A 14,716-nucleotide genomic window follows, 5' to 3' on the forward strand; every position below is an offset into this window, starting at 1 on the left:
AAACATATCACCTTGTGAATATGTTTATGGAAGCTGCCTGACTTTGATCTTGATCAGACTGCAGGTCTTTCAGCGACAAATGCCAGGTTGTTTGCCGGCATTTCAACAGCACCAATTAAACTCAGTTGAACTCGACGCAGCAGGCCCAGAATGTCGGCGTCATCCTTGTATCCGATGTCCGGGTCTTGTTGGCTCAGCGCAGCATGAAAGTTCTGGTCTCCGTTACTGGTCAACTGGCCGGAGCGCATGAATGGCCCGTAGAGGATTAGCCGACCGCCCGGGTTCAGAGCCAGCGCGGCCTCGGTCACCAAGGCTTCCACCTCCGACCAGCTGATCAGATGCAGCAAGTTGATCAAGAGGATCAGGTCATTTGCCCCGTGAACAGAATGCCAACCGGGTTGGACCGCATCGAGCTCTATCGCCGGGGCTATGTTTTCTACGCCTTCGGCATACGCGTCGATTGAAGCGCGTCGTTCAGGTTCAACCTCACTGGGTTGCCAATCCAGACCGGGCAGTCGAATTGCAAAAGCCACGACGTGCTGCCCTGTACCACTGGCCAGTTCCAGCGCGCGACCGGACACAGGGGCGAACTGAGCCAGCAAATCACACAGCGCGTCGGCATTCCTGCTGGCCGCCGGAGCGACCAATTTTTGCCCATCGGATACCGTCGCCACGCTGGCATTTGCGGGAAGTTTGCGTTTCGTCATCCACGTAACCTTTCTGGCCTTAGGGCGGAAACGCTCGCCGCCTCCAATTCTGAACGAGCACCAGTCGTCAAATCTGCCACCAGCTGTGAGGCCGCCGGTGCCGTTTGAAATCCATAACCACCTTGCGCTGCCGACCAGATAAACGTGGGTTCGGCAGGGTCGGGTCCTAAGACCAGCGTACCATCCGGCGCAAAGCTGCGAAGCCCGGCCCAGTTCGCCTCGACCCTTGTGACCGACTCGGTCACCATCGCTTCGTACCGCGCCAGACCCTCGGCCAACACCATGTCGTCCGCATAGGCATCATGGGGAAAGGTCGGATCAGCCTCGCAAGGGGAAACGATCAGCTTTCCGGCATCCGGTTTCGCATACCAGCCTTCGCCAGCGCCCAACATCAAAGGCCAACCGGTCACGTCATGACCGGCAGGGGCGGGAATACGGGCCACAGATCGCCGGCGCGGTTCTATGCCGATCGGTGTAACGCCAGCCATCATGGCGATCTCATCCACCCACGCGCCTGCGGCATTCACAAGGGCTCGGGCCTCGAAGGTTTCTGCCGCTTCGACAAGCCAGTGTCGGGCTTTGATGATGCCGTTGACCTTCTGACGGGTCAGAACCAAGCCACCGTTGGCCCGGATCACACGTGCGAAATCTTGCATCATCCGGTCGGTATCAATGTCAAAAGCAACGTTGCTGGCGGCGGCAAACCCAACAGTCTGTGGATTCAGTATCGGAACCCGCGAAATGGCCTCGTCAACCGAGATTTCTGACAGACGAAGGTCAGCTTGATCCTGAAGAAACGCGTCTCGTTGATCATGCCCGGCGATCAGCATCAACCCGCGCGGCGACAGATAGCCATTCGACCTCAGATAAGCTTCGCTCGCTGCATTCAGGGTCTTCACGGAAGGTGGTCCATACCCCTTTTCGAACAACGCCGCCGACCGGCCAGAGGTGTGATATCCCAGCGCGTCTTCGCCTTCGAGCACGACGACATGTCCATGTTCAGACAAACGCGCACCTGCGCTTAACCCGGCGATGCCGCCGCCGATGACCAGGAAATCGATCATGTCAGTAACTCCGCCCCGGGATCACCCCAAAACGGGTGGATTTGAGATCTGCTTTCATTCATGCGCTAAGCTTCGCATGCGTAACACTATTGGAAAAGAGGCGTAATTTCCGCAATGTAAACTTGAACCATAGAGATTGGCCTGTCTTTAGTGCGGCCAACATCGGAATCGGAGAAAAACGTGATACCGGCAGAGCTACACCCAATGGCCACGGGGCATATCCCCTCTTACGTCACGCAGGCGGATGGCAGTGACTTTTTGCTAACCTTCATGTTTATTTTTACCGTTCTGGTGATCGTGCTGATTGGCGTTGGCTATTTCACCCTGCACTCCATCCCGGAAAAAATCGCGCATGAATCCAACCACCCTCAGTTTCAGCTTGTGGGGATATTGGCGCTGTTGGCTCTGTTTACCCACAATGGTCTGTTCTGGGTGGCGGCCATTCTGGTGGCCGGGTTCCAATTCCCGGATGTCGCCGCCCCCTTGCGCGCCATTGCTGACGCGATCCGATCCTTGGGCGATCAAGGCAACGATGTTCCTGCCCCTGCGGCCCCATCGCAACCGACCGCGCAGCAGGGGCAGTAAGAGATGCTTGAGACACTGATGTGCGCGCTGGTCACCGTGTTGCCGGATTACCTGTTCCGCCGTTACGTACAGGGCAAACGTATAGGCCATGAAATCACACTGTTCACCATGTGGTATGAACTGCGCTGGGGCCTGACCACCTGTGCCATTCTTGCGCTGACGGTGATCACCACGCTGTTCTACTTCCATCCTGCAAGCAAAACGGCGGCGTCATATTTCCGCACGGTCACGATCCTTCCACAGCTCGGCGGTCGCGTGTCCGAGGTTTATGTCACCAATAACCAGCAGGTCACTGCGGGCCAGCCGATTTTCCGGATCGAGGATTTCACCCAAACCGCACAGGTTGAGGCCGCGCATGCGCAGATCGCGCAAGTTCAGGCCTCGCTGAAAGTGGCGGAAACCGATCTGGCCGAGGCCGACGCAGGCATCGCAGGCGCGCGCGCTGCATTGGATCAATCGCTTGAGGATTTGGAGCGTAACACCACCCTGCGGGACGAAGGCTCCAGCGCCGTACGATTGGCCGAAATCGACCGGTTGGAAAACCTTGTTGCCGAGCGTGAAGCGCAGCTTACCGCATCGCGATCCCGCCGTGCCGCCGTGGTGCAGCAGATCGAAGAACTGATCCCGGCCCAACTGGCCAGCGCCAACGCCCAGTTGGACGCCGCGCTGACCGAGCTGGACAAAACAGTCGTAAGCGCAGGTGTGACCGGTCGGGTTGAACAATTCGGCCTTCAGGTGGGCGACTATGTCAGCCCCTTGCTGCGGCCTGCGGGCATTCTGGTTCCGTCAAGCTCGGGCCATAACCGGTTTCAGGCTGCATTCAACCAGATGGCCGCTCAGGTCATCAAGCCGGGCATGATCGGAGAGCTAGGCTGCATGACCAAGCCCTTCACCGTGATCCCGATGGTTGTGGTTGAGGTGCAGGATGTCATCCCGTCAGGTCAGATACGCCCTTCGGATGAGTTGCGCGATGTGCAGGCCAACAAGGTACCCGGTTCGATTCTGGTTTATATGGAGCCGTTGTACAAAAACATGGCCGATGACATACCGCCCGGTAGCAATTGTCTGGCGAATGTCTACACCGACAACCACGAACGGCTGGAACATGAAGACCTGGGATTCTGGCACACCGCCGCCTTGCATGTGATAGACACGATCGGTGTTGTCCACGCGGCGGGCTTGCGCCTGCGTCTGATCCTGATGCCGGTGAATACGTTGGTGCTGACCGGGCATTGAGCCATTCACGCGTTTTGATTTCAGATCCGGCCAGTGTGAGGTTTAAACCGCTGGGCGGCCGGGTTTGTTATCTAAGGCGAGGGACGCGTAAGCAAACGCGAGAACGCAGACAGCGAACGCCGCAACAAAACAGAAAACCAGAGTGAACGAGCCGGTTATGGCAAAAACCGAACTGCCCAGGGCCATCCCGACCGTACCGCCCAGCAGCTGAAGTGTCATCGAGATGCCACTTGCCTGTCCGTGCAGAGCTTGTGGTACCGTTGACATGATGGCCCGCCTTGGGGGGACAAACAGAAACGGCACGCAACAACCCCAAAGGAAGTAGCCAGCATAGATCAGCGCGGCGACGTCTAAATGCATTCCCAGTGCGACAATAAGTATGGCAATCGCACCCAGCGCTGTACCTGTCAGAGAAGGGCCGCGAGAGCCAAATTTATCAGCAATTTTCCCCGCCATCGGGGCAATGAAAATCTGCGGAAAAGCAATCGGCAACAGGGCGACACCAGCAGTCAGCGGTGAAAACCCGAGCTTTGATTGAAAGTAGGATGCGCCGAACACGAACAGAGTAATCTTGCCGAATTGTGCGGTGAACAGGATCATGTTTGAAGCAGCAAACCCGGGGCCGGCAAAAAGGGAGATGGCAATCAGAGGCGATGTTGCCCTCTGTTCGACGCGGACAAATAACACCAAAAAAATAAGACCCGCTGACAGGGCCATAAGAACTTCGGGCTGTGCCCAGCCTCTGTCCGGGCCCTCCATGACACCGAACACAATAGCCGCCAACCCCGTCACCAGTAGAATTAGCCCTTTCAGGTCGAACTCGCGCTCCCGTTGGTGTGGCGGGTCCCGCCAGAAAACCCATGCGACCAGAGCGACCACAAGCACGATTGGGGGGTTGACCCAGAAGATCCAGCGCCAAGACAGATATTCGGTCAGAACGCCTCCAACCAGCGGACCCATTGACAGGAACACTGTCCCGATCCCGCCATATAAACCAAGTGCCAGCCCGCGTTCCTTTTCGTCAAAAGACTGGATCAGAACCACCAGCGACAGCGGAAAAATCAGTGCTGCACCGATGCCCTGTGCGGCGCGCGCTGTTAGCAGTTCAAATCCGCTTTCGGCAAACCCTCCCAGCGCAGAGGATAAGCCGAAAACCAATAAACCCGCACTGAGCAAAACACGAATGCCCAGAACATCGCCCAATCGTCCTGCTGCGCCCGCAAAACAAGCCAACACCAGCAGATAGATATTCACCACCCAATGCGCTTCCAGCAGAGACAGGCCAAGCTCATCCCGGATGGTCGGAAGCGCGACGCTGACGACCGTTTCGTCCAGCAGAATAACACCCAAGATGGCGCCCATTGCGCCGAGTATCCACCAGCGGCTGTGGTCTTGCGCTTTGATCTCCATGGGATTTTTACGTTTCGTGTTGAGACAGGTATAACATTAACCCCATCAGGTCCGTCGTGCCGGCACTCGTCAAGACAGTATTTAGTTAAGGTTAGGCGAGGTGCTCGCATAGAAACGAAGAAGGGCCAGCCTAATGGCCAGCCCCTCAACGTGTTCGTGTAAAGGTTTACTGCGGGATTTCGCCTTCCAAACCTTCGACATAGAAGTTCATGCCGGCCAGCGTGCCGTCATCGGCGGTTTCGCCTTCAGCCAGCCAGTCGCTACCGTCCTGCTTTTTCAGCGGACCGGTGAAGGGGTGGTATTCACCCGCGGCCATGGCGGCTTTCATCGCCAGTGCTTCTTCTTTGATGTCGGCTGGAACGGCGTCCGAGATCTCACCGATCTCAACCATGCCTTCCTTGATGCCGTCCCATGTGTTCACGGTTTCCCACGACCCATCCATGACCGCTTGGGTGCGTGCGATGTAGTAGGGCGCCCAGTTGTCGATGATCGACGATACGCGCGGCTTGGGGGCATATTCGCTCATGTCCGAGGCCTGACCGAAGGTGATCACGTTGCCTGCCTCTTGCGCAGCTGCCTGCGGCGCCGTCGAGTCGGTGTGTTGAAGGATCACGTCCGCGCCCTGTTCGATCAGAACGGAAGCAGCGTCAGCCTCTTTCGCCGGGTCGAACCAAGTGTAGGCCCAGATGATCTTGAACTCGACATCCGGGTTCACCTTTTTGGCGTGGATGTAGGCCGAGTTGATGCCGCGGATCACTTCGGGGATCGGGTAGGACCCGATGTAGCCGATGATGTTCGACTCGGTCATTTTACCCGCGATGTGGCCCTGAACGGCGCGGCCTTCGTAGAAGCGGGCCGAATAGACGGACACGTTTGGGGCGGTTTTGTAGCCGGTCGCGTGCTCGAACTTCACATTCGGGAATTTCTTGGCCACGTTGATGGTCGGGTCCATATACCCGAACGAGGTGGTAAAGATCAGGTCAGCACCCTCCAGTGCCATCTGGGTCATCACACGTTCCGCGTCCGGGCCTTCGGGAACGGATTCAACAAACACGGTCTCGACTTTGTCGCCGAATTCTTTCTCAACCGCCAGACGGCCTTTGTCGTGTTCATAGGTCCAGCCGCCGTCGCCCACCGGGCCGACATAGACAAAGCCTACTTTTGTTTTGTCCTGTGCGACCGCGCCGGTCGCCAGACCCAGCACCATCGCGGCGCTGGCAAGAAGTGAAGTGAATTTCATGTGGTTACTCCCCAAGTTGGTTCAATTGGCCCCGTCTAGTGCGAGGCGTGGAAGGTCCGGCCCAGTGAGGCAGGTGCGCTGCTCTTGTCGGCCGAAAGGATCACAAGCACAAGGATCGTGATGATGTAGGGCGACATTGCCAGATACTCGACTGGGATGGCAACGCCCGCTGCCTGCAGATTAAGCTGCAACACCGTGATTCCGCCAAACAAATAAGCACCCAGCAATGCACGCCATGGTTTCCAGCTGGCAAAGACCACCAGCGCAAGAGCGATCCATCCAACACCGGCGGTCATGCCCTCGGTCCACTGCGGAACGCGGATCAGGCTGATATAGGCTCCACCGAGGCCAGCGCAGGCGCCACCGAACAAGATCGCCAGGATACGGATCTTGATAACCTTGTAGCCCAGGGCGTGTGCGGCGTCGTGGTTTTCACCCACTGCGCGCAGGATCAGACCGACACGAGTGTATTTCAACGTGGCCCAGACGGCTGCGGTCAGAGCAATACCGACATACAGGATCGGGTCATGCTGGAACAGGATTGGGCCGATCACCGGTATGTCGCTGATCAGAGGGATGTGAATGTCCCCCATGCTGGGCGGCTTGATACCCACATAACTTTGCCCAAGCAGAGCGCTGAAACCGAGGCCGAACAGCGTCAGGGCAAGGCCACTGGCGACCTGATTGGCAAGCGCGACCTGTGTCAGGAGGACAAACAGCAGCGACAGCACCGCGCCACCAATGGCAGCCGCAATGAAGCCCAGCCAGGGTGAGCCTGTCTCGACCGAGATCGCAAATCCGCTGATTGCGCCGACGATCATCATGCCTTCGACGCCAAGGTTAAGAACACCGGCTTTCTCGACGACCAGCTCTCCGATCGCGGCCAGTAGCAAGGGGGTTGCAGCGACCATTAATGATGCCACCAGAAGGACTGGGTTGATTGCTGAAAGGTCCATGATTCAGGCTACCTCGCTACGGGCCGCACGGATGCGGTAGTTGGTCAAAAGGTCGAAGGCGAGCAGGAAGAACAGCAACATTCCCTGAAACACCTGAATAGCGGCCGCAGGCAGGCCCAGTTGAGACTGAGCGATCTCGCCGCCGATATAGGTCAGTGCCATCAGGCCACCGGCCAGCAAGATGCCCAGCGGATGCAAGCGTCCCAAGAAGGCCACGATGATCGCGGTAAAACCATATCCTACATTGAAATCGATGCTGACCACGCCGGCGGGACCGGACACTTCGAACATGCCCGCCAATCCGGCCAAAGCACCAGCCATACCGAGGCAAAACAGGATCAACCGTGCGGGGTTCACACCGGCGAACTTTGCCGCGCGGGGTGCTTCTCCGGTCAGTCGAATGTGAAAACCCAGCATGTGTCGGTTCAGCAGAACATAGGCGAAGATTACCGCAATAAAGGCCGCAACAACACCCAAGTGCATACCCGATCCCGCGATCAGCTCGGCGTTATGTGCGCTGTCGTAAGCTTGTAAATTGCGTGAACCGGGAAAACCGTGGCCCTCCGGGTTTTTCAGCAACCCCAGCGAAACAGAGGCCAGAAACTGCTCGGCCACATAGACCAGCATCAGTGAGACAAGGATTTCATTGGTACCAAAGCGCACCTTCAGGAAGGCCGGAATCATTGCCCATATCCAACCGCCAAATGCACCGGCGATCACCATGATCGGGAAGACATACCAGGCATCCAGCGGATAAAAGGCCAGACCTGTACCTGCGCCAAAGATAGCGCCCATGATGTATTGGCCTTCGGCTCCGATATTCCAAATGCCGGCACGGAAACCCAAAGACAGACCAATTGCGATCAGAACTAGCGGAGCACCTTTCACCAGCAATTGCGGGCGATAGTAGAACGAGAATTCACCGAACAAAGGCTCCCAAAAGATGGTGCCAATGGCTTGGATCGGGTTCTTGCCCAGAATGGCGAACAGGATGCCGCCGAAAACCATGGTTGCCAACACGGCCACCAAAGGGGTCGCGTAAGACCACGCTTTGGACGGCTGCGGCCGTTTCTCCAACACAATCATCCGCTCATCCCCCTGTTTTCACTTCTTTTTTGATATGTCTTAGACATGGGCCACCTCCATGCCATGCGCGCCGCCCATCATCAGGCCAATTTCGTCGACCGTCAGACCTGTGGTCGTGCGCGGAGCGCTAAGCCGACCTTCATTGAGCGCCGCAAAGCTGTCCGAGATTTCCATCAGCTCATCCAGATCCTGAGATATGCAGATGACCGCTGTGCCTTTTGCCGCCAAATCCAGAATGGCTTGGCGAATGGACGCCGCGGCGGCTGCATCCACGCCCCATGTTGGTTGGTTCACAACAAGCACGTCAGGGTTTTGCAGGACCTCGCGTCCTATGACGAATTTCTGCAGGTTACCGCCTGACAAGGATCGCGCAGCGTTTTCAGGTCCGGGCGTTCGGACGTCAAAAGCACTAATGATCTTTTCCGCAAAGCTCTTGGTTTCTGCCCATTTGAGAAACCCGTTGTTCTCAAGTCCTTCCCGGACCGAACCAGTCAGCAACGCGTTTTCGGTCAGGCTCATGTCAGGGGCGGCCGCATGTCCCAACCGCTCTTCCGGAGCGGTCAGAACACCCAGCTTGCGACGTGCGGTCGGTCCCAGCTTGCCGATTGGCTGGCCGTTGAACTTAATCGCGTCGGGCGCTGTGATGATTTCACCTGACAGAACGCCCAGCAATTCGTCCTGTCCGTTGCCAGCGACACCGCCAACGCCCAGAACCTCGCCCTTGCGGACGGTCATGTGGACATTCTTCAACGCAGTACCGAATTCAGATGGTGATGAAACTGACAAACCGCTGACATCCAGGGCGACCTCACCGAACTCACGCCCCGAACGCTCGGGCGTTTGCAGGGTCGAACCCACCATCATCTCGGCCATGTCGCGCGCTGAGGTCTCAGCGGGAATGCATTCGCCGACATTTTTACCCAAACGCAGGATCGTGGCGTGGTCGCACAGCGTGCGGATTTCCTCCAACTTGTGCGAGATATACAGGATCGAGGTACCCTCGGACCGTAATTTGTTCAGCGTTTCAAACAGAATATCGACTTCCTGGGGTGTCAGAACCGATGTCGGCTCGTCCATGATCAGAAGCTTGGGGTCCTGCAGCAGACAACGGATGATTTCGACCCGCTGACGCTCACCCGCGGACAGATCACCGACAGTGCGATAAGGATCCAGTGGCAGACCGTAAGTTTCCGAAACTTCGCGAATACGCGCAGCCAGATCGCCCATGGCTGGCGGGTTTTCCATCCCCAAGGCGATGTTTTCGGCCACGTTCAATGCGTCGAACAACGAGAAGTGCTGGAACACCATCGCGATCCCGTCCGCCCGTGCGGCACGGGGTTCGGGTGGCGCGAAGGCTTGTCCGCGCAGCAGCATGGTGCCGCTGTCGGGCTTTACCAAACCGTAGATCATTTTGACCAACGTGGATTTGCCGGCGCCGTTTTCGCCAAGCAAGGCGTGTACCTCACCCTCACCGATGTCAAAGGACACCTGATCATTGGCCACGACGCCGGGATAGGCTTTAGTCAGCCCTTGTAAGCTTAGAAGTGGAGTGGTCACGCGCTCAGGTCCTTCTTTATTTCGTTTTGCCGGGCAGGGCGCAGGATCTGCGCCGCGACACCAACTGCGATCATCTGCGGGTGTTTGCCCAAGGCTGGATCTCCGATTGGGCAGGTAATCCGGCCAATCCGCTCGGGCGCATGTCCCAAAGCGGCCAGCCGGGATCGGAACCGCGCCCATTTCGTAGCCGAGCCAATCAGGCCCGCAAAGCGGAAATCGTGCAAAAGCAACCTGTTGCACAGTTCCAGGTCCAGATTGTGTGAATAAGTCAGCACAAGGTGTTCAGCATCGCGCGGCGCATGGCGTACCAGTTCAGCCGGTTTCGTTGCTGGAACGACGGTTACGCCTGCGGGCACCGCTTGGGGAAAACGCTCAGGCCCGGTATCGACCCAGGTGATCGACAGATCGGGCAGCGGTGACAGGACATCGACCAGAGCCCGGCCAACGTGACCAGCACCCCATATCCACAGATTGCGCGCGGGTTCGTGAACGGGCTCGACCATCCAGTCGTCAATCAGCTGCGGTTCGGGCGCGACGCCCTGACCACGGGCCTGCGACAACAGTCGCTTGACCGAAAGCGGCATCTCACCGCCCGAAGCCGAGCGCGCAATGACTGCATCATCCAGCCGGTCGACGGCCTCAAGGTCATAGATTTCACTCAGCAGAGTTACTGCACCGCCACAACACTGGCCCATATCCGGGCCGAGCGCGTGGTGCGTTTGGCGCATGGGCGCTGCTTGGGATCGGGCTGCTTCAGACGCCTGATACTCCAACGTGCCGCCGCCGATTGTGCCCGACTGCCCGTCCTCCCAAACCAGCATTGCAGCGCCAACTTCACGGGGGGATGACCCCTTGATCCCGGCGATAACCACCCGGGTCACCTTGCCGTGGGTTTTGACCGCCTCCCTCAAAGCCTCTCGATCAAATCCCATCAGGTCTCTCCCTTTACCCGCTGGACACCCTTCCAGACTTCTTCAGCCGTGGCGGGTGCATCCAGTGCCGGGTAGTTGTCACCGCACGCCGCCACCGCATTCGACAGGGCAAGCCACGCGGAAATACCCAGCATGAACGGCGGCTCTCCGACCGCTTTTGAACGATAGATCGTGTCCTCGCGGTTTTCACCGCTCCAGAGCGCGACATTGAAAACGTCAGGCCGGTCCGAGCAAGCGGGGATCTTGTAGGTCGACGGCGCATGCGTGCGCAGGTTCCCTTTGCCATCCCAAATCAGCTCTTCGGTTGTTAGCCAACCGGCACCCTGTACGTATGCGCCTTCGACCTGCCCAATATCCAGCGCCGGGTTCAGCGACGCGCCTGCATCATGCAGGATATCCGTCCGCAAAATGCGGTTCTCGCCGGTCAGTGTATCGATCGCGACTTCGGTGATCGATGCGCCGTAGGCGAAATAAAAGAACGGACGCCCCCGGCCTTTGATCCGGTCCCATTCGATCTTGGGTGTCTTATAGAACCCGGTCGCAGACAGGCTGACCCGGCCCTGATAAACCAGCGCAGCGGCTTCTGAGAATGTATAGCGCTCTTCGCCAACTGAGACGTAGCCATCCGAAAACGTCACTGTCGAGGGATCGGCCTGATGTCGATGCGCCAGATAGTCGGCCATCCGGTCGCGGATCGTGTCGCAGGCCGCTTTGACCGCCATGCCGTTCAGGTCACTGCCCGAGGACGCGGCCGTGGCAGATGTGTTAGGCACTTTGGCTGTATCGGTCGCGGTGATTTTCACCATCTCCAACGGAATACCAAAGCGGGACGCGGCCACTTGCGCGACCTTTTGGAAAAGACCTTGCCCCATCTCGGTGCCGCCGTGGTTCAGGTGGACCGAGCCGTCCTGATACACATGCACCAACGCGCCCGCCTGGTTCAGGTGGGTCAACGTAAACGAAATGCCGAACTTAACCGGAGAAAAGCCGATGCCTTTCTTGATCACGCTGTTCTCGGCGTTCCACTTCTCAATGGCAGCCTTGCGTGCGGTGTAGTCGCTGGATTGTAGCAACTTGGCGGTCATGCCGTGCAATTCGAAATCGCTGACCTCCATCCCGTACGGCGTGGTATTGCCGCCTGCGGGCAACGGACGCACTGGCGCGTCGCCCATTTCCACTGCACCTCGGCTGGTCAGGTCTTCGTGCGGGTCAGGATGGCCCAGCGGCTTTTCAGCGACCACGGGATCCGCAACAACATGCGCTGCCTCATAATAGTTCCGGCGACGCAACTCGACCGGGTCCATGCCCAGTTCATACGCGGCGTGATCCATCACGCGTTCGATCCCGACCATACCCTGAGGTCCGCCGAACCCGCGATAGGCGGTAGCGGATTGAGTGTTAGTCTTCAGCCGGTGGCTTTCGATCCGGGCATTCGGCAACAGATAGGCATTGTCCGAATGCAACATCGCACGGTCCGCGACCGGCAAGGACAGATCCTGCGCCCAACCACAAATCGCATGATGCAGGAAGGAAACGCCTTGGATGTGGCCGTTCTCATCAAAACCGGCCTTATATGCAATCCGGAACGCGTGGCGCTTGCCGGTTATGATCATGTCATCATCGCGGTCATAGCGCATCTTGCAGGCTTTGCCGGTTGCACGTGCCGCGATAGCGCAGGAAACAGCCAAAGCGTTGCCCTGACTTTCCTTGCCGCCAAAGCCGCCGCCCATACGGCGCGTTTCAACGCGAACCGCGTGCATCGGAACACCCAGAGCGTCCGCTACTTTGTGCTGAATCTCGGTCGGGTGTTGGGTCGAGCTATGCACCAACATATCCGCGCCCTCATTGGGCACGGCCAGTGCAGCCTGACCTTCCAGATAGAAATGCTCCTGACCGCCAAGCTCGAATCCACCTTCGATCACATGCGCCGAACCCGCAATGGCCGCATCCGCATCGCCCTTGGCGTAGATGCGCGGGCCGTCCTCGAACCGGCTGTCCGCGGCAAGCGCCTCTTCAACCGTCAGGATCGGGGTCTCTTCGGCATAATCGATCTGGCCCAAACGCGCCGCTTTCCGCGCGGCAAGGTGGCTGGTCGCGATAACGAGGAAAACGGGTTGCCCGATATAGTGAACCTTACCATCAGACAGCAGAGGTTCATCATGGATCGACGGTGAGACGTCATTGGCAAACGGCAGATCGTCGGCTGTCATAACCATGACGACACCTTCGGCTGCTTTCACCGCCGACAGGTCCATCGTGGTTATCTTACCCTTGGCTATCGGGCTAATTCCAAAGGCCAGATGCAACGACCCTTTAGGCGTCGGAATGTCATCCACATACCGTGCGGTTCCCGCGACATGTAGTGGCGCCGCGTCATGGGGGAGGGGTTTGGTCACGCTCATGCGGACACCTCCAATACATTTGTCACTTCGCCCTGATCCTCAAGGAAGTACCGTTCGAGCATCGCTTTGGCGGTCTGCAGCCGATAGTTGGCCGAGGCGCGCATGTCCGTCATCGGGGTGAAATCACTATCGAAGGCCGGAATAGCGGACCGAACAGTCTCATGCGTCCATGGCTTGCCAACCAGCGCGGCTTCGACATTTGAAGCCCGTTTTGGAGTGCCGGCCATACCACCAAAGGCAATACGCGCATCAGCAACCATTCCGTCCGATACGGTGATGTTGAAACACCCACACACGGCTGAGATATCCTGATCGAACCGTTTGCTGAGTTTGTAGGCCCTCAAACGATCCGCCTGACGCGGAAAGCTCACGGATTCGACAAACTCGCCAGGTGTCCGGTCTTGTTTGCCGTAGTCGATAAAGAAATCCTCCAATGCGACCGAGCGACGTTCGTCGCCCTTGCGCAGATGTAGCGTTGCGCCCAGGGCGATCAGTGCAGGCGGGTTGTCTCCGATGGGCGAGCCGTTTGCGATATTTCCGCCCACGGTGGCCGCGTGCCGCACCTGAACGCTGGCGTAACGGCGGATCATCTCGGCGTAAGACGGGTGCAGGTCCGCCAGTGCTTCGCCCATCCGGTTCATATCGACCATCGCGCCGAACCGAACCTCGTCATCTGTGAGCGTGATCTCTTTCAGATCATCGCAGCGGTTCAGAAAAATCACTGGGTCGAGGTCTCGCAGTTGCTTGGTCACCCAAAGCCCGACGTCCGTCGCGCCGGCGACCAGAGTGGCGTCCGGGTGTTCCGCATAGATTTTGGCCAATTCATCCGATGAATCCGGCAACATCTGCGATGTGACCCGCGTCGCGACTGGCTTGTCTTTCACCCAAACCGGCACGGGAACTTCTTCGGCAGCCTTGGCGGCGCGAATGATCGGCGCGTAGCCGGTGCATCGGCACAGGTTGCCAGCAAGCTGGGTGTCGTGATCCGTCGCGCCATTTGCATGACTTGCCACCATCGACATAACGAAACCGGGGGTGCAGAAGCCACATTGCGAGCCGTGCAGATCAACCATCGCCTGCTGGGCTGGGTGCGCCTCGCCGTTGGGGCCACTGGCACCTTCGACCGTGCGAACCGCTTTTCCGTGCAGTTGAGGCAGAAACAGGATGCAGGAATTCAGCGCCTTGTGGCCACTTTCATCCGTCACCATGACAGTGCATGCCCCGCAATCGCCTTCGTTGCAGCCTTCCTTGGTGCCGGTCAGGCCGCGATCCTCACGCAGCCAATCCAGCAGGGTCGCTGTCGGATCGACATCCGCCAGTTCCACTGTCTCTCCGTTCAGAAGAAACGTGATATTCATTCGAGAAACCCGTCGCCTTACCCGGTTGCGCCCTTGCGTGCCCCCCTTCGATGCGACGTAGAAAGAGTAGCGGGCGGATAGCTTGCCATCTGATGTTAGAAACAGCGCAGGTTGTCTGGCAAGAAAAACTACCTATGTGATACACCATTGAGCACCGACGCTGCATGATTGTTATCTTCGTTT

At 58.1% G+C, this 14,716-nt stretch carries 12 protein-coding genes; 2 read left to right on the forward strand and 10 right to left on the reverse strand.

What is annotated here, in order from left to right; translation table 11 throughout:
• Positions 1-53: 53 nt before the first annotated feature.
• Both AC2FI8_RS09080 and AC2FI8_RS09085 read right to left on the reverse strand, forming a co-directional pair.
• Positions 54-707: a DUF938 domain-containing protein gene (locus AC2FI8_RS09080; RefSeq protein WP_496725542.1), complete on the reverse strand. Its 654-nt coding sequence runs from the start codon at positions 705-707 to the stop codon at positions 54-56.
• Entirely contained in the window at positions 704-1,771 is a 1,068-nt protein-coding gene (locus AC2FI8_RS09085) for an NAD(P)/FAD-dependent oxidoreductase (protein WP_496778619.1), read from the reverse strand. The genes AC2FI8_RS09080 and AC2FI8_RS09085 overlap by 4 nt, the downstream gene beginning before the upstream one ends.
• A gap of 204 nt (positions 1,772-1,975) precedes the next feature.
• Here AC2FI8_RS09085 and AC2FI8_RS09090 point away from each other — a divergent pair, with 204 nt between their 5' ends.
• Together AC2FI8_RS09090 and AC2FI8_RS09095 are read left to right on the forward strand one after the other, a co-directional pair.
• A complete protein-coding gene (locus AC2FI8_RS09090) occupies positions 1,976-2,356 on the forward strand; it encodes a hypothetical protein (protein WP_496770422.1) in 381 nt (126 codons plus the stop codon).
• Positions 2,357-2,359: 3 nt separating this feature from the next.
• Positions 2,360-3,592 (forward strand): HlyD family secretion protein, encoded by a 1,233-nt coding sequence (locus tag AC2FI8_RS09095; RefSeq protein WP_496770364.1) that lies wholly within the window; start codon positions 2,360-2,362, stop codon positions 3,590-3,592.
• Between the two features lie 42 nt (positions 3,593-3,634).
• On the opposite strand, the gene AC2FI8_RS09100 is transcribed toward AC2FI8_RS09095, so the two are convergent.
• The 8 genes from AC2FI8_RS09100 to xdhA form a co-directional block, all read right to left on the reverse strand.
• Positions 3,635-5,002, reverse strand: a complete 1,368-nt coding sequence (locus tag AC2FI8_RS09100) for an MFS transporter (RefSeq protein ID WP_496778621.1) — start codon at positions 5,000-5,002, stop codon at positions 3,635-3,637.
• A 166-nt stretch (positions 5,003-5,168) separates the two neighbouring features.
• Positions 5,169-6,242, reverse strand: coding sequence for a BMP family ABC transporter substrate-binding protein (locus AC2FI8_RS09105; protein ID WP_496725547.1), 1,074 nt, complete (start codon positions 6,240-6,242; stop codon positions 5,169-5,171).
• Between the two features lie 35 nt (positions 6,243-6,277).
• Complete coding sequence (locus AC2FI8_RS09110) at positions 6,278-7,198, reverse strand: ABC transporter permease (protein WP_496725548.1); 921 nt, start codon at positions 7,196-7,198, stop codon at positions 6,278-6,280.
• Between the two features lie 3 nt (positions 7,199-7,201).
• A complete protein-coding gene (locus AC2FI8_RS09115; RefSeq protein WP_496725549.1) occupies positions 7,202-8,284 on the reverse strand; it encodes an ABC transporter permease in 1,083 nt (360 codons plus the stop codon).
• A gap of 39 nt (positions 8,285-8,323) precedes the next feature.
• Positions 8,324-9,841: an ABC transporter ATP-binding protein gene (locus tag AC2FI8_RS09120; RefSeq protein WP_496770368.1), complete on the reverse strand. Its 1,518-nt coding sequence runs from the start codon at positions 9,839-9,841 to the stop codon at positions 8,324-8,326.
• Positions 9,838-10,773, reverse strand: coding sequence for a xanthine dehydrogenase accessory protein XdhC (gene xdhC, locus AC2FI8_RS09125; RefSeq protein WP_496778623.1), 936 nt, complete (start codon positions 10,771-10,773; stop codon positions 9,838-9,840). The genes AC2FI8_RS09120 and xdhC overlap by 4 nt, the downstream gene beginning before the upstream one ends.
• The gene (xdhB, locus tag AC2FI8_RS09130; RefSeq protein WP_496778625.1) at positions 10,773-13,175 is read right to left on the reverse strand and encodes a xanthine dehydrogenase molybdopterin binding subunit; all 2,403 of its coding nucleotides are present in this window, start codon (positions 13,173-13,175) and stop codon (positions 10,773-10,775) included. The genes xdhC and xdhB overlap by 1 nt, the downstream gene beginning before the upstream one ends.
• Positions 13,172-14,533, reverse strand: a complete 1,362-nt coding sequence (gene xdhA / locus AC2FI8_RS09135) for a xanthine dehydrogenase small subunit (protein ID WP_496778627.1) — start codon at positions 14,531-14,533, stop codon at positions 13,172-13,174. Before xdhA ends, xdhB begins: the two co-directional genes overlap by 4 nt.
• Positions 14,534-14,716 lie beyond the last annotated feature (183 nt).

This window comes from Ruegeria sp. CDSB029 (genome assembly GCF_059611125.1).